The sequence below is a fragment of the Litorimonas cladophorae genome, assembly GCF_014652455.1.
In the GTDB taxonomy this organism is placed as follows: domain Bacteria; phylum Pseudomonadota; class Alphaproteobacteria; order Caulobacterales; family Maricaulaceae; genus Litorimonas; species Litorimonas cladophorae.
This window is the reverse complement of sequence record NZ_BMYV01000002.1, coordinates 314,681-337,073: the sequence shown is the minus strand read 5'-3', so window position 1 is coordinate 337,073 and position 22,393 is coordinate 314,681. Positions and strand designations below refer to the sequence as shown.

The following is a 22,393-nucleotide window of genomic DNA, read 5'->3' as shown; positions in this document are numbered from 1 at the left end:
AGACAATGAAACTCTATACGATGAAGGGCACATGCGCCCTCGCCGCCAATATCGCCATTGCATGGGAAGACGCGCCGATTGAGGTTATCTGTCTGGAGCGAAGCGAACTGAGAGAAGAGGCCTATCTTGCCGTCAATCCGAAGGGCCAAGTTCCAGCGCTTGTCTTCGAGGATGGTGACGTGCTGACGGAGACTGTCGCCATACTGACTTATATTGGTGCGGCCCACAGTGGCGCTGCCCATGAGGCCTATACGCGGGATAAAAAACTGGGTCGCAAGGAGGCCGAAGCCCTCGCCTTCCTCAGCTCGGAAGTCCACGCGGCTTTCAAAGTCCACTTCCATCCGAACCTGTTTGCAAACGCGCCCAAGACCGAAAAAGCGGCCCGACACAAAACATATTGGCGTTTAGATAAATATTTCGAGCAACTAAATGCAAAAATTACTGAGACCAAAGGCCCGTGGCTCCTCAGCCAAAAATCTTATGCAGATGCTTATCTCTACATCATTGGACGTTGGGTAGAGACAACACCTATGGAATTGGAGGATTACCCGAATCTCTTGGCACATCAGCAGATGATGGAAAAAGACGAATCCGTTCTGCTCGCGCTATCAAGACAGAACATGACCCCGCGACTCTATTTTGTTGAAGACGAAGTGCGGGACGAAGAGGAGTAGCCTGCGCGACTTCGGCTTAATCGATTTTTTTGGCTATAAAAAAGGCCGCAAATTCTGAAATTTGCGGCCTTAAAATAGTTAAATAGCGAGAAGCAGCGCTAGAGCGCCTTGATGATTTCTTCGACCATTTTCTTGGCGTCGGAGAGCAACATCATTGTGTTGTCGCGGTAGAACAGATCATTGTCGATCCCAGCGTAACCCGGAGACAGCGAACGCTTGACGAAGAGAACTGTGTTCGCCTTCTCAACATCCAAAATCGGCATGCCCGCAATTGGACTCGTCGGATCGGTCTTGGCCGCTGGGTTGGTCACATCATTCGCACCAATTACAAAGGCGACATCAGCGTTTGAAAATTCGGAGTTGATATCTTCCAGCTCAAAGACTTCGTCATAAGGAACATTCGCTTCGGCAAGCAAGACGTTCATATGCCCCGGCATACGGCCCGCAACGGGATGGATCGCATATACAACTTCGACACCTTCTTCTTTGAGCGCGTCAGCCATTTCGCGGGTCGCGTGTTGAGCCTGCGCCACAGCCAAGCCGTAACCTGGCACGATGATGACTTTGGAAGCGTTTTTCATAATAAAGGCCGCATCGGCAGCAGAGCCGCGTTTGATGGGACGTTGCTCTTTATTGCCTGTGTCGGCGGCCGCAGCGTCCGCGCCAAAGCCACCAAGAATGACGGAGATAAAGCTACGGTTCATCGCTTTACACATAATGTAAGAGAGGATTGCCCCCGACGAGCCAACCAATGCGCCCGTAATAATCAAAGCCAAGTTACCCAGCGTGAAGCCCAAAGCCGCAGCGGCCCAACCTGAGTAAGAGTTCAGCATGGATACAACAACCGGCATGTCTGCACCGCCAATTGGGACGATCAAGAGGAAACCGATAAGGAAGGTCGCAGCCAGCAAAGCCCACATGATCCAAGGTTCAGTCCCGCCAGATTTCATCAACATACCAATAAGGACAGCAATGCCGAGACCCAAGGCCAAGTTAATCAAGTGACGTGCAGGCAGAAGGATCGGAGAACCGCTCATATTTCCGTTCAATTTCGCAAAAGCGATAACCGAGCCAGAGAATGTGATCGCACCAATCGCTGCGCCCAAACCAAGTTCGAGAAGCGACCCTGGCTTAATGCGGCCTTCAGACAGGATACCGAAGTCGCCAGGGCTGAAGAAAGCACCAACCGCCACGAGAACCGCCGCAAGGCCAACCAAAGAGTGAAAGGCCGCCACGAGTTGCGGCATATCGGTCATTGGGATTTTCTTGGCGATAAATGCGCCAATCGCGCCGCCAATTGCCAATCCGCCAGCCGCGAGCAACAAGCCCGTTCCGCCCAGATTGGACACAAACAAGGTCGTGGCAATCGCGATCGCAATACCAATCATGCCAAATGTATTACCACGGCGGGAGGTCTCTGGAGAGGACAAGCCGCGTAGCGCGAGAATAAAGAGAACAGCAGAAACCGTATAGAGGACAGCCGCCATATCAGGGGTGACAAAAGACATTTTACTTCGCCTTCTTCTTATACATCGCGAGCATACGCTGCGTCACAAGGAAACCACCGAAAATGTTCACGGCACAAAGTGCGACTGCGGCAAATCCAGTCCATGTTGTAATTCCAGATCCGCCCTTCAAGCCCGCGGCAACCGCCACAAGCGCGCCAACGATAATCACCGAGGAAATAGCGTTAGTCACGGCCATGAGAGGCGTGTGCAATGCAGGTGTGACGGACCAAACGACGTAATAGCCGACGAAAATCGCCATGATAAAAATCGCGAGTTGAAACACGAGGGGCGAAACAGCTGCGCCGCCCGCCATGATGAGCATGCCTGTCATGATGTCAGCCTTTCATGGACAACTTCGCCGTCTTTTGTCAGGGCGCAGCCTTTGATGATTTCGTCGTCCCAGTCTGGGGCGTATGCGCCGTCCTCTGCTGTGACCAATGGTAGAAAATTTTTGATATTGCGTGCGAACATGTTGGACGCATCTGCCGCCATACGTGAGGGCCAGTTTAAGTGACCCACAATGTGAACACCATTGTCCGTCGTCACGATCTCGCCTGGCTTCGCACCTTCGACGTTTCCGCCGCGTTCGACCGCAAGATCAATGAGAACCGATCCCGGACGCATGTTACCCAACATAGCTTTCGTCACAAGCACAGGTGCCGCGCGACCCGGGATGAGGGCCGTCGTGATAACAATGTCCTGTTTAGCAATATGTTTAGCCGTTAACTCGGCTTGCAGCGCTTGATATTCCGCGCTCATTTGTTTCGCGTAGCCACCGGCTGTTTCTGCAGCTTTAAATTCTTCATTCTCCACGGCGATAAATTTTGCCCCCAGAGACGCGACTTGTTCTTTCGTGGCAGGGCGAACATCTGTTGCTGTTGTGACAGCGCCCAAGCGTCGAGCTGTGGCAATGGCCTGAAGACCCGCAACACCAACGCCCATAATAAAGACTTTCGCTGGCGCAATCGTACCCGCAGCGGTCATCATCATCGGGAAAGCCCGGCCATAAATGCCACCCGCTTCCACGACCGAACGATAGCCCGAAAGGTTAGATTGGCTGGACAGAACATCCATCGCCTGCGCGCGCGAGATGCGAGGGATATAGTCCAGCGCATAGGCTGTGACACCCGCTTTGGCACAAGCCGCCGCATATTTTGGGTTATCTGTCGGAGACAAGACGCCCGTGATGCCCGCGCCTGATTTCAGACTAGCGAGGAGTTTTTCGGTCCCGCCGTTGACGGATAGAACCAAGTCAGCATCCTTAACAGCCGTCAGGTTTGTCGTGGCGATCTTTGCGCCCGCTGCTTTATAGAGGTCGTCGGAATAGTCAGCCCGCGCGCCCGCGCCTTTGGCAACAGTTACGACGTGACCGTCTTTCACATAACCCGCAACGGTTTCCGGGGTTGCAGCGACACGCGCCTCCGCGCCGCCTTTTTTCTGTAAGGCAACGTCATTCAGAACAGAGATTTTCACGTGGGATCAGCCTTTTAAAACGTATCAGACAGGTGGGAATTAAGCGATGAGCGAGATGAGGGCTGAAACGATTGCCGTGAAAATCGCGGCTCCAACAAGACCGACATACCACGCGCCTTTGAATTTCATCGCGGCACCCAGAATAAATCCAAAAATAACGGTAGCCACCAACGCAGGCGGCCAAGCCATGTTCACAGCAAAAACAAGTGTCGGCATTAAAACGATGAGGGCGATAGCTGCACCGCCATATTTTGTTCCACCCATAAATCCAGAAAATGTACCGGATTGCGCCTCTACTTCCATAGAGCCGCGATTGTAGTTTGAGGTTCCGCCTGCCATGTGCTGCCTGCCTTTATTCTTCGTCAATTGAATAAGGCGGCCTGCTATCACGGTAAATCGGTATAGACAAGTGGTAGACCACCTACGAAATCGTCTTATTTGCTATAAAACGCAAAATTATGCCTACAAGACAGGCGCTCAAGACGCCAGAACAATTCATTCTTTCTTCACCATAGTTTCAAACCTGAAATTCACCTCCCTGCGTCATGTTCTGGGAAGCGAGAGTGACGGACCAACCGCCACCGCCGCCAAATGGGTGAATTTTATGGGCAAGACTGTTTTGATCGTCGATGATGATCCAACGCAACGTCGTCTTTTACAGGCCGTTGTCGAAAAATCAGGATTCTCCACCCTTCAAGCTGGTGACGGCGACGCGGCGTTGAACATTGCTCTTGGCCCAGATCAAGACAATGTGCATGTCATGCTGCTTGACCTCGTAATGCCGGGTCGCGACGGGATGGAAACGCTCGTGGAGCTCGCACAAAAGCGTCCAGACCTCCCGGTCATTGTTCTGACCGGGAAAGGCTCCATCGACGCCGTTGTCAAAGCCATGAAGGCGGGCGCCCGTGATTTCGTTGTCAAACCGGCGGCACCCGAACGGATCATTGTTTCGATCCGCAATGCGCTGGATATGAAAACGCTTGTCGGCGAAGTTAAACGTCTGAAGAAAACCACGGAAGGCGGGCTATCCTTTGATGACTTGATCGGCAATGCCTCTTCTATGCGTTCGGTTGTCGCCATGGGCGAGCGCGGCGCAAAAGCCAATATTCCTATCCTGATCACGGGCGAGTCAGGTGTCGGTAAAGAAGTCATTGCGCGCGCCATTCAAAGTGCGTCAGAACGTTCCGATAAACCCTTTATTACCGTAAACTGCGGCGCGATTTCCGAGAACCTTGTCGAGTCTATCTTATTCGGTCACGAAAAAGGCGCTTTCACAGGCGCAAATTCGAAGCATTTAGGTAAATTTCAAGAAGCCCACACAGGCACATTGTTTTTGGATGAGGTCGGCGAGCTGCCCTTAGAAATGCAAGTCAAATTGCTGCGCGTCCTTCAAGAGGGCGAAGTCGATCCGGTTGGCTCCAAACGGACGGTGCCTGTTGATGTGCGCATTATCAGTGCAACGAACCGCGATCTCGCTATGGCCGTCAAAGATGGTCGTTTCCGCGAAGACCTTTATTATCGCCTCAACGTTTTTCCGATAGCGGTTCCACCGCTGCGCGATCGCCGGGAAGATATTCCCGCCCTTGTCGAGCATTTCGTCAAACGCATTAACGCTCAGGAGCGCTTAAACGTTTCAGGGGTCACCTCCGATACGCTCGAATTATTGAAATCCCATGAGTGGAAGGGAAACGTTCGCCAATTAGAGAACACAGTTTTCCGCGCTATGATTTTATCTGATGGGCACAAATTGCGCCCTCAAGATTTTCCACAAATTTCGGGGTTGATGCCGGGCCTATTGCAGGCGCCGTCCGCAGATTCCAACCCGATTGAAAGTCTTGTCCCTGCGGAATTACGCGCAGAGCCGACAACGCCTGAAACAGCGGTTTCAGTCATGGACCGTGAAGGTCACTTACGCACATTGGGCGACATTGAGCGCGATCTCATCGCTTTCGCAATTAATAATTATTCTGGTCACATGTCCGAAGTCGCGCGTCGCCTCGGCATCGGACGGTCTACGCTTTATCGCAAAGTCCGGGAACACGAGCTGGACGTCGACGACGTTCGGTCTGCTTAATTTTAGAAGGTTGTGGGGACTTGATCCAATGAAACATCGTATTCTTTTAGGAAGCGCGGCATCGCTCGCGCTGTTAATCGCCGTACCTGTTGCCGCAACGCACCAAAGCCAAGGCTTGCGCGGGGCCTTCACAGGGCAAAGCCCGAGCGTTCAAAACTATGTCCCAGCGGGTTCCTGGCAACAGCAGCGGCTTCAATCGCAGATCAACGCGGTTCACGGATATGACTCCAGCGCCGCCTACGCCACAGACTATCAAATGGCCCAGTCCGTTCAGGGTTACACATCCGCGCCTCAATATATTCGGGTCGCACATTCAGAGACACAAACCTCAAATTTCGCAGGATTACGTGGTTTATCTGCGCCACGCAGCGTGTCTTATGACCCAAAGGCGGCGTCCAGCTTCACCCGAAGCCACGACATTGGCGGCATTACCGTTCGCACAAACGCTTTACACACGCGGGATATGTTGGACTGGCAAGAAAACACGACGGGAAAAACGCTGACGCTTTTGGCCAATCGCGCCAATGGGACGCTACAGCCAAATTCAGTCTATTTAGGCGCGGGCTTCCAAGGTGGATTGAAATGGCAAAAGACAGAGGTCGACGGACAATTCCCGATCCTCTCCCGCTTTCCTTTCTTCTCGGATCGCACCGACGATAGCGCAGGCGTCTTTGCCATTGATCATGCTGCCCTGTCCTTCACTTCCACATTCGGCGATTGGACCACGCTTTATCTTCAACCTGAATATTCGGAGACAGAGTATGGCCGTGATCAAGACGAATTTCAGCTCCGCAAAGCCTATGTCGTCTTCGGTAATTTAGAGAAGTCACCTTTCTACGCCGCCTTCGGTCGCAAGACGATCGATTTCGGCAACTTCGACAGCTATAACGCCTTCACACATAATGAAGGCGCGCATTATTTCTGGGCTGTCAGTGACCAGCCTGTTTTGGAGGTTGGCCTTTATTCAAATGGGTTCAAGATTACAGGTTCAGCTTTTTCAGCAGGACGCCAACTTCGCGTTGGTTTGGCCGGCGAAGAAAACAATATCGGCAATTATGCCTTCAACGCGGAGAAAGAGTTCAGGTTCGGCGAAGACAAACGCAAGGCCTTCACCGTTGGCGGTGGTTATCTTCACGACTCGATCTATCGAGACAATTGGACGGCACACACTTTCCAAGGGCGTGAAGACGGTACGCCGCCTGCAAATTTGATCGAATACCGCAATAGCCTCGTAAACGGTTTCGCAGAGTATAATTCACCATTCTTTGACGCCATGGTCGAATATACGACAACATTAAAGCCATGGGGCGCGGCCATTCCACAATCAATTGATGGAACGCCTTTACCGCAATTCCTCATCGATCCCGCGGGGTCGACAACGGATATCGACAATATCAATTTTGATGAAAAGCTCTCAACCTTGGTTGCGCAAGCCCGCATCAAGCCGTGGGTCTATGGCCGCCGCATGAACATCGCCGCGGTTGGCAGCTGGGGTAATATTAGTGACGACACGGGCAACATCAGTGCGCGCGGCAACCCGACCAGCTTCCAAAGCAATCAGCAGCACGCCCTGTCGGTTGAGTATCCGGTCAATGACTACCTCGAATTTGGCGCTGAATATGTCTATAATAAAGGCTTCATACCTTTCGTCGCGCCACAGCAAGTGTCCAATGATCAGACCGAAGCCCATGCGATAAATATCGGGTTCAAAGCCCGCTTCTAAGCGCGCTATCTCATAAGGGGCTCCCTTACCCCCTACTCCCGCGTGCAGCTTTATGCTCCCGCAGGATCAAGGCCACACATTCGGGGGAATGTGTGGCCTTGCTTTGTTTGGGGCTGAACTCATCTAAGCGCCAACCTCCCATCAATTTTTGCGGAAATAGATGAGCTGTGATTTGACGTTCCCAAAAATCCCAGTTACCACTTATGACAACGCTGTCATGAAAGTCTCAAAAGAAGACCGGTGACGAGATAAATAAGGGGAATATAATGCGGATGTTTACAGCACGTGACAGGTTAAAACTCTTAGCTGGCGGCGCGGCCCTCTCCCTAACAGGGTGTGGCGGTGGCGGAGGTGGAACAACTACGCCGACAACACCGCCTGTTGTTGTCACACCCCCTGCGCCAACCCCCACTATTTTTACACCAACAGACGGACAATTCCGAAACGCCTTCACAAATAATTTCTTGGTGGGCGCAGCCGCGAAGACTGAACAGCTAAGCTCTGGCTCTCTAGATGCCGCGATCCTCAGTGGGCAATTCAACTCCCTGACAGCCGAGTATCAAATGAAACCCGACATCATTGCGCCCGCTGAAGGTCAATATAACTGGACCGCAGCAGATGAGCTGATGGCGTTTGCGGAAAACAATGGATTACAACTACGCGGACACACTTTGTTATGGCATCGGACAGCCCCGAATTGGATGTTGAGTGGATCCCCTGCCGAAGTCAAAACCAAGCTGCAGACCTATGTCACAGATGTTGTCACGCGTTATAAAGGCCGCATTTATGCGTGGGACGTCGTCAACGAGGTCATCACGGACGATGCGAGCTTGGGAGATTCATACCGGCGCTCTAATTGGTGGACCGCCTCGGGCGGCAATGCTGACTATATCGATTGGGCGTTCGAAGCCGCCCGCGCGGCTGACCCCGACTGCAAGCTCTACATTAACGACTATAGCACGGAATTCGATGACAAGCGCGACCGTCTCATTACAGTCGTCCAAGACCTTCTAGCCCGCAACATCCCTGTCGACGGTATCGGACATCAGATGCATATCAGCGTATCTATGCCCGCCGCTCAAGTTTTTCGAGCCGTTGACGCAATCGATAATCAATTCATGGGACTTGAACAGCATATCACAGAACTTGATATCTCTGTTTATAGCGACCCTGCGAGCTGTTTCGCCGATATGACAGGCTGCCAAACCGACTATGGCGATGCGATCCCCGACACCGTTCTTCGCGATCAGGCGCTTCTCTACCGCGAACTTTTCAACGGTTTTACAGCGCGAAGCAGTCTGAGTTCGGTAACGGTTTGGGGCATTTCCGATGCAGAATCGTGGCTGGCAGACTGGCCTGTGACACGGACCAATGCGCCGCTGCTTTGGGATGGGGACCGCAACGCTAAATCTGCGCTTCAGGCCATTCTGGATTCGAGCTTCACACCTTAATATCAGTGACGTCGACCTGACGGGATTGTAAGGCTTTGCCCGATTTTGGGCATAATCGCGCCGCAATCACATGGTGTCCTTTGGGTTCATATCGAACCAACCCAAAGGAGAATGATATGAAGTCTATTAAAACAACATTGAAAATTGCGGGGTCGACGATCGCCCTATCCGCCCTTGTAAACACCGCTTTCGCCGCTGACTTTGGCGCGCTGGATGCAAATTCCGACGGTCAGGTTACCTTTGCTGAATATAAAGCGGTTGCCTTGACGGAGGGCAAGACTGTCACCCTTCTGGCACAGGAGTTCACTCGCATGACCCAAGGTGACGCGGTGTTGACGGAGGATGAGTTCTGGCTCTCGATCGCAAGTCGCGACGAACCCTACACGTCGGAACAGATGCCATATGAGCCGATCGAAACCGTGACAGAGGTTGAGACCTTTGAAGACAACCCCGACTCCGTGGAACCCATTGACCCGCCTGTCATCCAAGACGTTGTTCCGAACGCTGGCGCTGAGGAAATCAATCCCGTCATCGTGGAGACACCCCTAGAGATCGCGCCTGCCGTTGCGGGCGAAACTGAGCGTTCAAACGAGATAGCGTCTGAAGACTGGCTGTCACAAGATATGATCGAGGAAACCCCGGTCGAAGAAGGTGAGATGGATTCACCCGCAGAGGAAACACCCGAAACCGAAATTGACGAATTAGGCGTTGAAACAAGCGAGATCTATTAGCTCTGTTTCACACGCTTAAACCATACCTTTGAACGGGGCCCGTTACTTAATCGTGACGGGCCTCGCTTTAAGTCTCCTGCCTCATTTAATCTTTCGGGACGATCCGTAAAAAAGGGCGTTTGGCGACTGTTGGCTTAGGCTTAGCCGTCTTAGTCTCGGGCCGCACATATTCTGGAATATAAGGTGCGGGTCGAGTGCCTGAAGGCGCCGATGTGACGATAGGATTCAAAGGTGGCTTAGACCGTCTAACTTGCGGCACCGCGGTGACGCTGGCCAAAACAGGCGGCGCTGGATTGACGGGACGCGGTGCAGGTTCATCTTCGAAAACTTCATCTTCAATATTGCGCACACGCGGCGTGAATTTCGGCTTTCGTTTAGATTTGAAACTGCTTGTTTTGTGGTCGTCTGTTTTCCAGCGGTCCGCCGTGCGGACATAATCTGCATCTGGATCGGGCTCTACGCCTTCTCCTGCTTTCTGTTTCGCTTTTAGCTCTTTGACCTTGCGATTCATGCGAGCGACAACTTGTTTCTGCGCCATCGAAAGCGCGTCACCGGCACGCCCCTTTTCCAAATCATGAAATGCAGAGCCGAATTTATCTAAGCGCTCTAAGACACTTTCGCCAAACTCATCTTCAAAATCGGAAATATGCCCCAGCTCTGTCAGCTTAGCATGAAGGCGCGCAACTTTGCGTTTGGCATTGGCGGCAGAGCGCTCTCGCGCTTTTGCCATTTTATCGCGGTAAGCCGTCTCGACCTGCTCACGCGCGGTCTGCTCAGCTTGCCATTGCTCTCGATCGTAATCCGACATGCGGGTGACTTAGCACGCGAAGAACGAAAAGCGAACAAAATTTCGAAGAGCGGGCTAGACGCCTTCGGTTGCCTCAAGATATAGCTCTAGCAAGGCTTCCATTTCGGCGCGCTCATTTGCGTCCTGCTTGCGAAGCGCGATGACTTTGCGAATAACCTTTGTATCCAGGCCAAAGGTTTTCATTTCACCATAAACATCACGAATATCGGAAGCCAACTCAGCTTTTTCAGCCTCAAGACGCTCGATACGCGCAATGAATTGACGCAATTTCTCGCGTGTCGCTTGGCCCATTTGATCGGCGCGGTCGGAATCACTCATCATGGTCGGAACTCTTTATCGGACTAAAACTGGACTCAGGGACATAGCCCTCCAGAACGGCACAAGACAGTGCGTTGCGCAGGGAAAATTGTGGATGGTCTGGTGTGACAGCTAAAAAGTAGCAGCAAACTTTTGATGATTTACCATCGAACCCGGCCGACAAGCGTATATAAGAGCGCAAACTATAACACGAAAGCCTCTCCATGCTTACTGTCCTTTATATTCTAACTGGCCTCGCCTTCCTCTGTGTCGTCATCACACTTGTCATGGGGACCGTCGCCATGAGCAGGAAGAGCGAAGAGAACCGCAAAAAATCAAATGACTGGATGTGGCGTCGAATCTACGCGCAAGTCGCCGCAATCGGCCTCTTAGCCTTGACCGTCTATATGCGAAACAAAGGCGTCTAGCGCGGACCCACATGGTAAAACTGAACAAAATTTATACGCGCACAGGCGATGACGGATCGACGGGTTTAGTCGACGGATCGCGCCTGTCTAAACATGATTTGCGGGTTCGCGCTTATGGAGATGTTGACGAAACCAATAGTGTCATCGGCCTCGTTCGTCTTCATCTGGAGAACCGTCAGCTGGATGACATGTTGTCCCGCATTCAAAATGATCTCTTCGATTTAGGGGCAGATCTGGCCACACCTCTGCCTGCTACAGGCGAAGCCGATAGCGAATATGCATTGCGCATGGTCGCTGAACAAACCACACGATTGGAAGCTGAACTCGACCGTCTTAATGGAGACCTTGAACCATTAAATTCATTTGTGCTGCCGGGCGGGCATCCGCCTGCGGCCTACCTACACCAGGCGCGCACAGTTTGCCGCCGTGCAGAACGGGTTTGCGTCGCTTTGGCCGCGGAGCAGGACATCAACATCCATGCGCTAAGCTACCTCAATCGCCTGTCTGACTTTTTATTCGTCGCCTCGCGGTGGTGCAATGATCAAGGGGCCGCCGACGTCAAATGGGTACCCGGCGCAAATCGATAGCGCCCATAGCCGCTTACTTCTGAGACTGCATCAGTTCCTGACGGACGCGCACGGCTATGTCTTGGGGCGTTGATCGTGCCGAGAAGAAATCGACGAATTCACCCTCTGCATCCATGAAATAGATAATATCTGAATGATCGACGGTATAGTCCATCGAACCCGCTTGGACGGCATCGCCATCTGTCGAGACTTTCTGCGCGACGACTTTATAAACGGCCTTGGCAGCTTCGACCTGCTCGACCGTGCCTGTGAACCCCCGCAATCCTGTTGGGAACGGTTCAAAAGCCACATATTCAGCGAGTTTTTCAGGGGTGTCGCGTTCAGGGTCCACACTGAACAGCACGTATCCCACATCGTCGCCCGCATCTCCCATGAGCGTTTGCGCGGCTCCGAGCTTCTGCATGGCCGTCGGGCAAACATCGGGACAAAATGCAAAACCGAAATATACCAAATGCGGCTTGCCCAAAAGGTCGGCTTCAGTGACAGTGTTTCCAGTTGTATCCACAAGGGTGAAGGGCCCACCAATATCTGCAGTCCCCGTGCTACGAACTGTTTTACCAGACACACCAGCCCGATTAGGGTCTTCGGCCTGACAAGCGTTGAGAGTGACCGCGGCTAACGCTGCAATCAGAAAATTCGTCACAATTCTCATGCTATAGTGCTCCGTTCAAACGTAGTAGAGATAGCGAACCTATAATTGAAAGGGCAGAATGTGAAAGCGCTTAACGCCGCAGTACCTAATGCGCCTGCCCTGAGGGGGTTCGGCGCCGCAGCCGCAGTCACCGGGGAATCGCCCGTCGCGACCTTGGGTTCTTTGCGCCGACAAACGCTGGTCACCTTGCGATGGGGCGCCGTTGTCGGTCAGGCCCTAGCTTTAATTATCGTCAGTCAGCTGCTGGGCTTTGATTACCCATTAATTGCCTGCGGCTTGGCAATCTTAGCCTCCGCTGCCGTCAATATTGCTGTCACGCTCACCATGCCGTTGGACCGTCGCGTCTCAGACTTTGAAGCCTATATGCAGCTCGGCTTTGATCTCTGGCAGTTGGCGGGTTTGCTCTGGCTTACGGGCGGAATCACCAACCCCTTTGCCATCTTATTCCTGGCGCCTGTTGTCACAGCGGCGACGACATTATCGCGCTGGGTTGTTGTCGCGCTTGGTACAATGGCGATGACGTTGTCATTCTCCCTTGTGTTTTTATATCAACCTTTGCCGTGGTCACCTGCGGGCAGCTTTGATCTGCCAATGGTCTTTAAGCTCGGCATTTGGATGGCCATTTTTGTTGGCTCGACCTTCACATCGCTCTATGCGTGGCGGACCACCAAAGAGAGCCGCAAGATGGCATTTGCCCTCGCCACTACCGAAGCCATGCTCGCCCATGAGCAAAAACTGAGTGCGCTGGGCGGACTGGCAGCCGCCGCCGCGCATGAATTGGGCACACCTTTGGCGACCATTCAAGTCGTCGCCAAAGAAATGAGCCGTGAAGTAGAGGCGGGTTCGCCGTTGGCCGAAGACGCGGCCTTGATCTTGTCGCAATCATTAAGATGTCGGGAAATCCTGGAGCAACTCTCTCAACGGGGTGATGAGGGCGATATGATGCATGATGCCCTTTCGCCCGAAGATTTATTGGAAGAGGCCGCAGAACCCTTCATCGGGCGCGGCAAGGATATTTCGGTTAGCAGCGAAGGCCACGAGGTAGACCCAGTCTTACAACGCCAACCCGAGCTTTTGTATGCGCTTAAAAATTACGTTGATAATGCTGTCGATTTCGCAAAATCGCGCGTCGAACTCTCTGCAGAATGGAACGCTGACACGCTGACAATTAACGTCGATGATGATGGGCCTGGGTTTGAGACCGCGCTTTTAGGTCGTTTGGGCCAACCCTATGCCAGTACACGCGGGCGCACACGAACGGCGGGCGGATTGGGCTTAGGCGTGTTTATTTCTGGAACCCTCATCGAGCGTACAGGCGGTACCGTCAGCTATGCTCGGTCCCCTATGGGAGGCGCGCGCGTTCAGGCCACCTGGCCCCGCGACAGATTGTCCATAACCGCAAACCCCTAAGTGCAGTCCCTTTGACGAGACTAGACCGTATACAGTATAAGAAACAAGGAGTGCGAGAATGACTGAATATACCTTGCCTGCCGATGCCTCATTGATGATCTTGGACGATGATGGTCCATTTCGAATTCGTTTGGGTCGTGCATTAGAACAACGTGGATTTAAAGTAGATGCCGTCGAAACGGTTTCGGAAGCCAAATCCAAGGTGCGCGCCAATCCGCCCGCCTTTGCCGTTTTGGATATGCGTCTAGAAGATGGAAATGGCATGGACGTCATTGATCTTCTGCATGAACAACGACCCGATGCGAAAATGGTAATGCTCACGGGCTACGGCAATCTTGCGACAGCAGTTTCAGCTGTCAAACGTGGAGCTGTTGATTATCTTGCCAAGCCTGCTGACGCGGACGATGTCTGCAAAGCATTACTGGCGGAAAAAGACGAAGCACCAGAGCCGCCAGAAAACCCCATGAGTGCAGATCGGGTGCGTTGGGAACATATCCAACGCGTTTACGAACTCTGCGGGAAAAACGTGTCGGAGACCGCGCGTCGTTTGAACATGCATCGCCGAACGCTTCAAAGAATACTGGCCAAGCGCGCGCCGCGCTAGCGAGTTTGTTCTGGCTCATTGCGCCCCATAAGCCAGAATGAAAACGCCGCCTCAGTTTTGAGGCGGCGTTTTTCGTTCAAATTTTAAGGACTGACTATTCAGCGGCGATGGCGTCCATAAACATGCCATTTAAACGCGCCCCGAAACTATCTGTCGGGTCCAGAGTTTCGCCTTCGATCTCCATCGCAAATACAGCCATATTTTCTGCCAATTCTTCCAACAAACCGACTGGCAATTCTTCATAGGCCATACGCCAGTTATGAAATGCGCGACCTGAAATTTCACCCGAGTGTAAAAGCTCAATTTGACCATGACGCGGATCGGCCTGAATTGTGCCGAACAGGCTCTGCACATTTTCTGGTTTGCCTTCCAAAATCTGAATGTAGCGCGCGCCATCAAACAGCAGCAAGCCTGTCACATTGGTAGCGACATTGTTTCGCTCTGAAGATTGAAGAATGTCCTTCACATCTTTCATGACGCCCGGCTGACGCGCGAGGCTAGTATAAATCAGTTCTTTGAGGGCCATATCGGAGTGTCTCACGTCTTGAATGCTATGTATTCTATGTTGATCACTTTCCTTACGTCACAGGGGCGCGCAAGGATTTTGACATGATTGAGGCGTTACGCCACAAGTACAGTATATTGGGGAGAATATAATGCACAAGAACTTATGGGCCTATAGTGCCCTGGTCATGGTTGTGGCCGCCTGTCAGCCAGCAGAGACAGCAATAGAAACGGCACTCGAAACACCCGCGCTAGCCGAAAAATCTGACGTCCGAACACCAGGCTATAGCGCAAGTCGCAATGTTTATTTCGGCGATCTCCATATCCACACCAAGAACAGCTTTGACGCCTATATTTTCAACGTCCGCAGCACACCCGCCGACGTTTATCGCTTTGCGCTAGGTGAAACACTTGTACATCCCGCGGGCTTTAAAATGGCCTTGCAAGGCCCGCCGCTGGATTTCGTCGCCGCAACTGATCATGGCGCCTACATGGGCATATTGCCTGCTATGGATAATCCAGACAGTCCGCTATCCGACCTCGAGCTCTCTAGAAAAATGTTCGACGCAAAAGATCAAGACGCCATCATTCGGAATTTTCAATCAATCGGCTCATCGGTTCGCAAAGGCGAACCCATTCCGGAAATATATGACCGCGATCTTATTGACCGCACGTGGCAAGACGCTGTCGCAACCGCGGATGAATATTATCGCCCGGGCGAGCTGACGACTTTTGCGGCGTATGAATATACCGCCGTGACCTCGCGGTCTGACAGCGGAGACACATTTGGTGGCGGCAATCTGCACCGCAATGTCGTATTTGAAAGCGCGGCTCCGCAGCGCCTGTTCAGCGTGCTGGACTCCAATAATCCTGAAGACCTTTGGGATTGGATGGATGACGAGCGCAGCGCAGGGCGCGACGTCTTGGCAATCCCTCACAACTCTAACGTTTCCGACGGCCAAATGTTTGACCTTGTCAAATTTGAAGGCGGCAAAATCGATGCGGATTACACGTCACAGCGTTTACGCAATGAACCGATCATCGAAATGTCACAGGTGAAAGGCACATCTGAAACTCATCCTGCCTTATCACCAAATGATGAGTTTGCTGACTTTGAAATCTACGAGCTTCTTCTGGCCTCCACATCGGTCAGTAAAATCAATGGGTCTTACCTGCGTGAAGCTTTAGCCCGAGGTCTTGCCCTTGAAGAGGCCACAGGGACTAATCCGTATGAATTTGGGCTTATTGGCAGTTCAGATTCCCACGTCGCGGGTGGTGCCTATGACGAGAATGACTATTGGAGCAAGGTCGGCATCGTTGATGGCTCCGCTGCGGAACGTGGATCAGTCCCGCCAGGCGGCGCGAAAACATGGGAGGGCATCGACCGCGATCCTAATGCAGAGAATTGGTTCTCAAAATGGGGTGCGGCGGGCTATGCAGCGGTCTGGGCCGAAGAAAATACGCGTGAATCAATCTTCGACGGTATGCGTCGCCGCGAAACCTATGCCACCTCGGGTCCACGCATTCGCCTGCGTTTCTTTGGCGGCGACGTCGCCGCCGATATGCTGGATGCTGCAGATATGGTTGAACAGGGCTATAGCGCTGGGGTTCCCATGGGCGGAAAACTAAGCGTCGATGGCGCACCCAGCTTTATGGCATGGGCGGCCCGCGATCCCCGCGGCGCACCCCTAGAGCGCCTGCAAATCATCAAAAGCTGGAGCACTGCCGAAGGCCCACAAGAAGCCATTTATGACATGGCTTGTTCCGATGGCGCGACACCCGACTCGCAGACCAATCGTTGTCCAGACAATGGTGCCAGCGTCGAGCTGACGACTTGCCAGCCCAGTACAGGTCAAGGCGACCCAGAGCTGAAAGCTGTTTGGACCGACCCTGATTATGAGGCAGGTATCAACGCGGCCTATTATGTGCGGGTATTGGAAAACCCAACCTGCCGTTGGTCCACATATGATGCATTAAGGGCTGGCGTGGAGCGTAATCCTGATCTCCCCGCGACCCTTCGCGAACGCGCTTGGTCATCGCCCATTTGGACGTCGCACTCAAATTAATCTCAAAGGTCGGAAAAAGACCCCGAATTCGCCGAAGCGAATTCGGAAACGGAGCCCAATTTTAAATGCGTAAATTTTTAAGTGAACCTTTCGTTCATTTTGTGATTCTGGGTAGCTTGCTCTTCGCGGGCCATTCGCTTTGGCAACGCCATGTCACGAAAATAGATAGAACGATTTTTGTCAGTCCCGCAGAAATGGAACGACAGGCACAAATCTTTGCCACAGAAAATCGTCGTCAACCCACCGATGAAGATATAGAAGCTTTGCTCTTCTCTCATGTGGAAGAACAGGTTTTGATGCGCGAGGCACAACGTTTGGGGCTTGATGAGGACGATACAATTATCCGTCGACGCTTAGCCCAGAAAATGCGCTTTATGATCGATGATATTGGCGCGCCCCCTCTCCCGTCACGCGACGAATTACGCGCTTGGTACGACGCAAATACGAGCCGATTCGTTCGCCCCGAAACCCGGAGTTTCGAACATATCTATCTTTCCCCAAAAGGTCGCGCCGATACCGTGGTCTCGGAAGCGGAAGCCTTGCTCGCCGCAGGTATTCCATCAGAATGGGAAACGCAAGGCGACGCCTTTATGACGGGGCGTCGTTTTACGACCTTAGCGCCACCCGCCGTACAGCGCGATTTCGGGACCCGCTTTGCGAACGCCCTGTTCGATTTGCCCGATACACGAGACTGGCAAGGTCCCATTAATTCTGCCTTTGGCGTCCATCTTGTGCGTCTCACAAATGTTACGGCGCAAACATTGCCGGCCTTTGAAGACATCTTGCCCGAAGTCGAAGCTGTCTGGTCAGAAGACGCGAAGCGCGCTGAGAATACGGAGGCCCTCAAACGCCTGATCCTTAAATATAAGGTTGAGGTCGGAGAATGAGATCTCAGGTGAGCTTAACCGCTGCCCTCCGCCTATTCATTGCGGGATTGGTGTGGAGCTGGGTCTTTTGGACGACAGCCCCCGCTGCCTACGCTCATGAAGTCCGGCCCGCTTTTCTGCGGATAACCGAGGTTAGCCCTGAAAGTTTCCAAGTGATCTGGAAGCAACCCATTATTTCGGGACGGCGTTTGCGGATCGATCCCAAGTTCCCAGAAAGTTGCACTCAAACCGACCCGACCCTAGATCGTGCAGGCAGCACCATCGCGGAGCGGTTCACCGTCAATTGCGATCTTCAACAGGGCGAAATCTCACTGCCCGGGTTGGAAAACACGCTGACCGATGTGTTTGTTCAAATCAGCTATTTAGAGGCAGAGCCACGTTCTGCCCTTCTTAAACCCGCAGCTCCTGTCCTGCCCCTCAGCGGACCGGCAGCGAGCCCCGCCAAAGACTATCTAGGCATTGGGGTCGAACATATTATTTTTGGTTGGGACCACCTTTTATTTGTTATTGGTTTGGCCCTACTTGTTGGCGGACGCAAAGTTTGGGGCGTGGCGACGGCGTTTACTCTGGCTCACTCTATCACGCTGGCGGCGACAGCTTTGGGCGGCGTTTCCTTGCCCTCCCGTCCGGTCGAAATTTTGATCGCGGGGTCCATTGTTTTGCTCGGCGTTGAGATTTTACGAAAACGCGCAGGACGAGAGACCCTGGGCTCCCGCCGCCCCTATATAATTGCGTTTGCTGTGGGGCTCATTCATGGTTTTGGATTTGCGGGAGCTTTGGCCGAGATCGGCTTGCCCGAAGGCACTGAACTTCTCGCCCTATTCTTATTTAACATCGGTGTTGAGTTGGGACAATTCGCAGTCATTTTCGCCGCTCTTGTGACCCTTTGGGGTCTTTCGAAAATGGGACGTTATTGGCGCAGGAGCGCGGAATGGATGCTGAGTTATGGCATCGCCAGCGTCGCAATGTTTTGGGTCATCCAACGCGTGGTGCCCTATTTCGGCGGCGTATAGGCCGTCGGGCTATCGGTCGAGGTTTATGGAGGAATTGGCACTGGCGCCTTAATCGTCCCAAAACAATCCTGACGACGTAAATATTTTTTCTATTGGCATCAGTCTGTTATGACTTGGTTTGAGAGAATGATCCCCGCTTTCAAAACCTGTGACATACTACACGGGTTCTTTCGGACACGGGACAGGTAGGAGCTCACCTGCCGTATCGAGAGACGGTGGGGTTGAGCGTCCGCGTGTGAGAGCGTGGAGTGTGCCGGACCTTTTGAAGTGAGAGCCGATGCCTGGGGCCAGAGTTGCCCTAACTGGTAGGACAAACGGGCCGCTTGATCAAAAACCGCTGCCGCAGGATTTTCACTTGCGTAAAACAATAATTTTAATTTCGGTGTTCCATCGTGAGTTCCGATCCTGCGGACTGTCCCGCTTATAATTAGATTATGCGGTCACTCGATGGGCCGTGGGCGATGACGGCTGCGCCCGACTTGAACCAGACGTTTCTTAAGAGGGTCAATCGACAGATAACTTTACAGTTGAGATCACATGTTCAGCAACATCTCGACCGAGCTTCAATCCCGCCTGGTTTGAAAATTCGAAATGAATTCCGCCAAAGATACGACTACGCCCGGCTTCTTGTGCGGCGGCTTCAAAACCTTCATAGCAACGTTCGAGGTCAGACAACTCAGGCGCGACGACGCAAAAATCAACATTTCCTAAATAGTGTTGAAGGACGGTTGAAGCCGCACCGCTGAATGCAGAGTGACCCGAAACATATTCGGGATGAAAAGGCGGCTGCATCATTGGCTCCCAATCCGCATATTCGGGGTCACTGGCCGTAATCGCCGTCTGGGGTCGCCAATATTGATAGTGGTATTTTGCATCCCACGCGGCAATGCCAACATCATATAAGGCGATATTTAGCACTAACATGATTTCAGTCCGCGTCTCTGGCGGAAGGTGAGATGTCACATTCAAGCCTATTAAGTTCCACTGTCCTGGTGACGTGCCCGTCCCCGGACCATTCGCCCAAAAAGCAGATATCAAAGACTGGTCGGGCGTCCGAACTTCGCTGTGCAAATCCCCATAGATGAGAACATCATTCAACGCGGCGTCATAACCCGCATCGCCCATCCTCAGCGGTGGGGATGGGCGAAAACGATCAGGGCGGTCAAATGTGAAGGGCGTGTTCAGCCCCCAATTCGGCGACACGATGGGATAGCCATTCGGCTGCCAAGTATAATTGACCTCGGAAGTCCAAGGTTGGATTTCCCCAGGTTCCGATGACTTGGGCCACAATAGCTTCCGGTCAGACAGCACGCTCGCATTATAGCGTGTTATCCAATGTTCGAGATAAAGGCGCGACGCTTCGGGGGCGTTCAACAAATGCGTTTCAACATGTGAAAGGGGCACCTGAAAGGCCGTGTCCAATGGGTCCGTGGTTAGCGGCGAAAACAAGTGGGTACCTTGCGCGAATGCAGGAGAGGCCAGAACTATCGCGCCCAGTACAAAGATATTTCTCAAAAGCCCCCACATGACTGAACGTCCCACAAAAACGACGGAGAGTGAAGCCTCTTGTAAAACAGCGCAAGGCGCGCCGAACAAATTGACTTTGAAAGGCTTGCCCCTCAAACGAGTGGGAAGGAAAGACGTCATGATCATTGCACAGATTACGGATTTGCATATTGGCTTTGGCGGTCCGAACCAAACGTGCGAAAATACGAACCGCCTGAAAGCTGTCATTGCGGAGCTAAATTCCCTGATCGCCCAGCCCGACCTCGTCCTAATCACGGGCGATTTGGTCGAAGGTGGAGAGCTTTGGGCGTATAAAAATTTAAAATCAGAACTCGAGCATTTGAACGCTCCATATTATTTGGCCTTAGGCAATCATGACCAGAGAGCCGCGTTCCAAGCTACATTTGAAGACATTCCCTTCACAGACGGGTTTCTCCAATACACTATCGAAAACTGGCCCCTTCGAATTGTCGTTTTAGATAGTTTGCATGAGGGACGTCATGGCGGCGCGTTTTGTGAGCGGCGCGCAAAATGGCTGAAAGAAACACTTGCACAGGACCGTGATCGCCCGACGCTTATTGCCCTTCATCACCCGCCCATTGAGACAGGCATCGCCTGGATGACTGCGTCTAAAGAAGACACATGGGCTCAGCGCCTTGAGGGGATCATCTCCGAACACAATAATATCGTACAGATTATTAGCGGACATATTCACCGGACGATCTTCAAACGTTTCGCCGGCACCCTAGTCTCCGTCACCCAAGCTGTAGCGCCACAGGTGAAGTTAGAGCTCGCCGACATTGACCCGGACAAACCCGACAATCGCGTGTTACTGAACGACGGACGCGCGGCATATAGTTTGCATCATTGGCAGGACGGGGCGCTGACCACCCATCATGCGGCGGCACCAGAAGGCCGGACGATTGTTCGATATGATGAGGCACATGCCTCTGTCGTTCGGAAGACTTTGGATCTTTCGTAGATTAAAGATTCGACGGTTCTAACGAGCTGGGTGTAGAATATAGAAAATTTAACGGCTTAGGGGCATAGGCGCGTGGTTGTAGATAAGCATATAAAGTTTAGGCGATTAATTCCGATCATTTGGAAACGCATTGCCCTGATGACGATTCTGTCGTCCATCTTCGTTGTTCCGATCGTGTATTTTGGGCTGGACCAATTCACCATCGGCATGACAGCCCCCTCTATTTTGGGTACCGCGATTTCTATTTTCTTGGGCTTCCGAACAAACTCGGCCTATGAACGCTGGTTCCAAGCCAGAGGGTATTGGGGCGAAATCGGCGCAGCCACGCGCAATTTGGCGTTACTCTGCGGACGTTCCGATCAAAAATATAAAAATTACAAAACGAACCGCCTCTCCAAGGCCGCTGCCCCAATTATGCGGCGGATGGCCAAACGGGGGGTCGCGTTAATGTGGGTTCTCAGTCGAGAGCTAAAAGACTTGCCGCCGCTTCAAGATGAAAGTGTGAAAGATTTATTAGAGCCCGCTGAGCTGAAGCAACTAGAAAGCGTTCATAACGCGTCGCTCAAATTATTATTCAATCAAAACCAAGACTTTCGAGCCGCAGTTGATGAAGGGCAATTCCCCGATGGTGAGCATTTCGAATTCATTTTAATTCAGCGTCAGCTGGCCGCCTTAATGACGCAATGTTTTAGCCTGAAAAACACAGGCTTCCCGACGCATTATACCTATTTCACGGATCTCTTTGTTTGGTTACTTGTCGTACTCCTGTCGATGTCTTTGCCAGGACAAGAAAATCTTGGCTATTTTGCGATCCCGATTGCTGTTCTCATCGGGTGGATTTTTTCTATGATCGAAGGCATCGGGAGTTACATGGATTACCCGTGGGCGAATAACCGGAACGTCATTCCCACCGACTTCCTTACACGCTCGCATGAGCGCGATATTCGGGCCTTTGCGCTTGGGGAAACCGAACTACCGCCAATGCTGACGGAAAAGGATGGGGCACTTTATTAAG

General features: G+C 52.4%; 23 protein-coding genes. 14 read left to right on the top strand and 9 right to left on the bottom strand.

The features are described 5' to 3' along the window. Positions 1-5: 5 nt before the first annotated feature. The gene (locus IE073_RS09380) at positions 6-674 is read left to right on the top strand and encodes a glutathione S-transferase N-terminal domain-containing protein (protein ID WP_189584763.1); all 669 of its coding nucleotides are present in this window, start codon (positions 6-8) and stop codon (positions 672-674) included. A 98-nt stretch (positions 675-772) separates the two neighbouring features. Here the strand turns inward: IE073_RS09380 and IE073_RS09375 are convergent, their stop codons facing one another. From IE073_RS09375 to IE073_RS09360, 4 genes are read right to left on the bottom strand one after another with little or no spacing between them, the layout of a single operon-like run. Beyond that, the gene (locus IE073_RS09375) at positions 773-2,182 is read right to left on the bottom strand and encodes an NAD(P)(+) transhydrogenase (Re/Si-specific) subunit beta (protein WP_233349964.1); all 1,410 of its coding nucleotides are present in this window, start codon (positions 2,180-2,182) and stop codon (positions 773-775) included. 1 nt (position 2,183) lies between these two features. Further along, a complete protein-coding gene (locus IE073_RS09370) occupies positions 2,184-2,513 on the bottom strand; it encodes a proton-translocating transhydrogenase family protein (RefSeq protein WP_189584761.1) in 330 nt (109 codons plus the stop codon). Further along, positions 2,510-3,640 carry a Re/Si-specific NAD(P)(+) transhydrogenase subunit alpha gene (locus IE073_RS09365; RefSeq protein ID WP_373298706.1) on the bottom strand — a complete coding sequence of 377 codons (1,131 nt, stop codon included), beginning with the start codon at positions 3,638-3,640 and terminating at the stop codon, positions 2,510-2,512. The genes IE073_RS09370 and IE073_RS09365 overlap by 4 nt, the downstream gene beginning before the upstream one ends. A gap of 54 nt (positions 3,641-3,694) precedes the next feature. Then, positions 3,695-3,994 (bottom strand): aa3-type cytochrome c oxidase subunit IV, encoded by a 300-nt coding sequence (locus IE073_RS09360; RefSeq protein ID WP_189584753.1) that lies wholly within the window; start codon positions 3,992-3,994, stop codon positions 3,695-3,697. 265 nt (positions 3,995-4,259) lie between these two features. On the opposite strand from IE073_RS09360, the gene IE073_RS09355 reads away from it, so the two are divergent. From IE073_RS09355 to IE073_RS09340, 4 genes are all read left to right on the top strand, one after another. Continuing rightward, positions 4,260-5,729 (top strand): sigma-54-dependent transcriptional regulator, encoded by a 1,470-nt coding sequence (locus tag IE073_RS09355; protein WP_189584750.1) that lies wholly within the window; start codon positions 4,260-4,262, stop codon positions 5,727-5,729. Positions 5,730-5,757: 28 nt separating this feature from the next. Then, a complete protein-coding gene (locus IE073_RS09350; RefSeq protein WP_189584747.1) occupies positions 5,758-7,452 on the top strand; it encodes a hypothetical protein in 1,695 nt (564 codons plus the stop codon). Between the two features lie 266 nt (positions 7,453-7,718). Further along, positions 7,719-8,903: an endo-1,4-beta-xylanase gene (locus IE073_RS09345; protein WP_189584744.1), complete on the top strand. Its 1,185-nt coding sequence runs from the start codon at positions 7,719-7,721 to the stop codon at positions 8,901-8,903. A 116-nt stretch (positions 8,904-9,019) separates the two neighbouring features. Further along, positions 9,020-9,634, top strand: coding sequence for an EF-hand domain-containing protein (locus IE073_RS09340; RefSeq protein WP_189584742.1), 615 nt, complete (start codon positions 9,020-9,022; stop codon positions 9,632-9,634). A gap of 85 nt (positions 9,635-9,719) precedes the next feature. On the opposite strand, the gene IE073_RS09335 is transcribed toward IE073_RS09340, so the two are convergent. Together IE073_RS09335 and IE073_RS09330 are read right to left on the bottom strand one after the other, a co-directional pair. Next, positions 9,720-10,442 carry a hypothetical protein gene (locus tag IE073_RS09335; protein ID WP_189584739.1) on the bottom strand — a complete coding sequence of 241 codons (723 nt, stop codon included), beginning with the start codon at positions 10,440-10,442 and terminating at the stop codon, positions 9,720-9,722. Between the two features lie 54 nt (positions 10,443-10,496). Further along, on the bottom strand, positions 10,497-10,763 hold the full coding sequence (locus IE073_RS09330) for a DUF2312 domain-containing protein (RefSeq protein WP_189584736.1): 267 nt from the start codon (positions 10,761-10,763) through the stop codon (positions 10,497-10,499). A 200-nt stretch (positions 10,764-10,963) separates the two neighbouring features. On the opposite strand from IE073_RS09330, the gene IE073_RS09325 reads away from it, so the two are divergent. Both IE073_RS09325 and IE073_RS09320 read left to right on the top strand, forming a co-directional pair. Further along, entirely contained in the window at positions 10,964-11,167 is a 204-nt protein-coding gene (locus IE073_RS09325; RefSeq protein WP_189584733.1) for a twin transmembrane helix small protein, read from the top strand. A gap of 11 nt (positions 11,168-11,178) precedes the next feature. Then, on the top strand, positions 11,179-11,754 hold the full coding sequence (locus IE073_RS09320; RefSeq protein ID WP_189584730.1) for a cob(I)yrinic acid a,c-diamide adenosyltransferase: 576 nt from the start codon (positions 11,179-11,181) through the stop codon (positions 11,752-11,754). Between the two features lie 13 nt (positions 11,755-11,767). On the opposite strand, the gene IE073_RS09315 is transcribed toward IE073_RS09320, so the two are convergent. Further along, the gene (locus IE073_RS09315; protein ID WP_189584727.1) at positions 11,768-12,406 is read right to left on the bottom strand and encodes an SCO family protein; all 639 of its coding nucleotides are present in this window, start codon (positions 12,404-12,406) and stop codon (positions 11,768-11,770) included. Positions 12,407-12,466: 60 nt separating this feature from the next. Here IE073_RS09315 and IE073_RS09310 point away from each other — a divergent pair, with 60 nt between their 5' ends. Together IE073_RS09310 and IE073_RS09305 are read left to right on the top strand one after the other, a co-directional pair. Further along, the gene (locus IE073_RS09310) at positions 12,467-13,816 is read left to right on the top strand and encodes an ActS/PrrB/RegB family redox-sensitive histidine kinase (RefSeq protein ID WP_233349963.1); all 1,350 of its coding nucleotides are present in this window, start codon (positions 12,467-12,469) and stop codon (positions 13,814-13,816) included. A gap of 58 nt (positions 13,817-13,874) precedes the next feature. Beyond that, complete coding sequence (locus IE073_RS09305) at positions 13,875-14,420, top strand: ActR/PrrA/RegA family redox response regulator transcription factor (RefSeq protein ID WP_189584724.1); 546 nt, start codon at positions 13,875-13,877, stop codon at positions 14,418-14,420. Positions 14,421-14,514: 94 nt separating this feature from the next. On the opposite strand, the gene IE073_RS09300 is transcribed toward IE073_RS09305, so the two are convergent. After that, positions 14,515-14,946, bottom strand: a complete 432-nt coding sequence (locus IE073_RS09300) for a BLUF domain-containing protein (protein WP_189584719.1) — start codon at positions 14,944-14,946, stop codon at positions 14,515-14,517. Positions 14,947-15,076: 130 nt separating this feature from the next. Between IE073_RS09300 and IE073_RS09295 the strand changes: the two genes are divergently transcribed. The 3 genes from IE073_RS09295 (at position 15,077) to IE073_RS09285 (ending at position 18,890) form a co-directional block, all read left to right on the top strand. Beyond that, complete coding sequence (locus IE073_RS09295; RefSeq protein WP_189584716.1) at positions 15,077-16,990, top strand: DUF3604 domain-containing protein; 1,914 nt, start codon at positions 15,077-15,079, stop codon at positions 16,988-16,990. Between the two features lie 65 nt (positions 16,991-17,055). Next, entirely contained in the window at positions 17,056-17,877 is an 822-nt protein-coding gene (locus tag IE073_RS09290; protein WP_189584713.1) for a peptidylprolyl isomerase, read from the top strand. 8 nt (positions 17,878-17,885) lie between these two features. Next, positions 17,886-18,890 carry a HupE/UreJ family protein gene (locus IE073_RS09285; RefSeq protein WP_189584710.1) on the top strand — a complete coding sequence of 335 codons (1,005 nt, stop codon included), beginning with the start codon at positions 17,886-17,888 and terminating at the stop codon, positions 18,888-18,890. Between the two features lie 504 nt (positions 18,891-19,394). Here the strand turns inward: IE073_RS09285 and IE073_RS09280 are convergent. Further along, complete coding sequence (locus tag IE073_RS09280; RefSeq protein WP_189584707.1) at positions 19,395-20,339, bottom strand: vanadium-dependent haloperoxidase; 945 nt, start codon at positions 20,337-20,339, stop codon at positions 19,395-19,397. A gap of 76 nt (positions 20,340-20,415) precedes the next feature. Between IE073_RS09280 and IE073_RS09275 the strand changes: the two genes are divergently transcribed. Both IE073_RS09275 and IE073_RS09270 read left to right on the top strand, forming a co-directional pair. After that, positions 20,416-21,378 (top strand): phosphodiesterase, encoded by a 963-nt coding sequence (locus IE073_RS09275; protein WP_189584704.1) that lies wholly within the window; start codon positions 20,416-20,418, stop codon positions 21,376-21,378. A 72-nt stretch (positions 21,379-21,450) separates the two neighbouring features. Then, complete coding sequence (locus IE073_RS09270) at positions 21,451-22,392, top strand: bestrophin family protein (protein WP_189584701.1); 942 nt, start codon at positions 21,451-21,453, stop codon at positions 22,390-22,392. The last annotated feature ends 1 nt before the right edge of the window (position 22,393 follow it).

What these genes read in the sequence shown, in the direction of transcription:
- IE073_RS09380 (WP_189584763.1), top strand. Translation starts at nt 6, where the DNA reads ATGAAACTCTATACGATGAAGGGCACATGCGCCCTCGCCGCCAATATC.
- IE073_RS09375 (WP_233349964.1), bottom strand. Translation starts at nt 2,182, where the DNA reads ATGTCTTTTGTCACCCCTGATATGGCGGCTGTCCTCTATACGGTTTCT.
- IE073_RS09370 (WP_189584761.1), bottom strand. Translation starts at nt 2,513, where the DNA reads ATGACAGGCATGCTCATCATGGCGGGCGGCGCAGCTGTTTCGCCCCTC.
- IE073_RS09360 (WP_189584753.1), bottom strand. Translation starts at nt 3,994, where the DNA reads ATGGCAGGCGGAACCTCAAACTACAATCGCGGCTCTATGGAAGTAGAG.
- IE073_RS09355 (WP_189584750.1), top strand. Translation starts at nt 4,260, where the DNA reads ATGGGCAAGACTGTTTTGATCGTCGATGATGATCCAACGCAACGTCGT.
- IE073_RS09350 (WP_189584747.1), top strand. Translation starts at nt 5,758, where the DNA reads ATGAAACATCGTATTCTTTTAGGAAGCGCGGCATCGCTCGCGCTGTTA.
- IE073_RS09345 (WP_189584744.1), top strand. Translation starts at nt 7,719, where the DNA reads ATGCGGATGTTTACAGCACGTGACAGGTTAAAACTCTTAGCTGGCGGC.
- IE073_RS09340 (WP_189584742.1), top strand. Translation starts at nt 9,020, where the DNA reads ATGAAGTCTATTAAAACAACATTGAAAATTGCGGGGTCGACGATCGCC.
- IE073_RS09335 (WP_189584739.1), bottom strand. Translation starts at nt 10,442, where the DNA reads ATGTCGGATTACGATCGAGAGCAATGGCAAGCTGAGCAGACCGCGCGT.
- IE073_RS09330 (WP_189584736.1), bottom strand. Translation starts at nt 10,763, where the DNA reads ATGATGAGTGATTCCGACCGCGCCGATCAAATGGGCCAAGCGACACGC.
- IE073_RS09325 (WP_189584733.1), top strand. Translation starts at nt 10,964, where the DNA reads ATGCTTACTGTCCTTTATATTCTAACTGGCCTCGCCTTCCTCTGTGTC.
- IE073_RS09320 (WP_189584730.1), top strand. Translation starts at nt 11,179, where the DNA reads ATGGTAAAACTGAACAAAATTTATACGCGCACAGGCGATGACGGATCG.
- IE073_RS09315 (WP_189584727.1), bottom strand. Translation starts at nt 12,406, where the DNA reads ATGAGAATTGTGACGAATTTTCTGATTGCAGCGTTAGCCGCGGTCACT.
- IE073_RS09305 (WP_189584724.1), top strand. Translation starts at nt 13,875, where the DNA reads ATGACTGAATATACCTTGCCTGCCGATGCCTCATTGATGATCTTGGAC.
- IE073_RS09300 (WP_189584719.1), bottom strand. Translation starts at nt 14,946, where the DNA reads ATGGCCCTCAAAGAACTGATTTATACTAGCCTCGCGCGTCAGCCGGGC.
- IE073_RS09295 (WP_189584716.1), top strand. Translation starts at nt 15,077, where the DNA reads ATGCACAAGAACTTATGGGCCTATAGTGCCCTGGTCATGGTTGTGGCC.
- IE073_RS09290 (WP_189584713.1), top strand. Translation starts at nt 17,056, where the DNA reads ATGCGTAAATTTTTAAGTGAACCTTTCGTTCATTTTGTGATTCTGGGT.
- IE073_RS09275 (WP_189584704.1), top strand. Translation starts at nt 20,416, where the DNA reads ATGACTGAACGTCCCACAAAAACGACGGAGAGTGAAGCCTCTTGTAAA.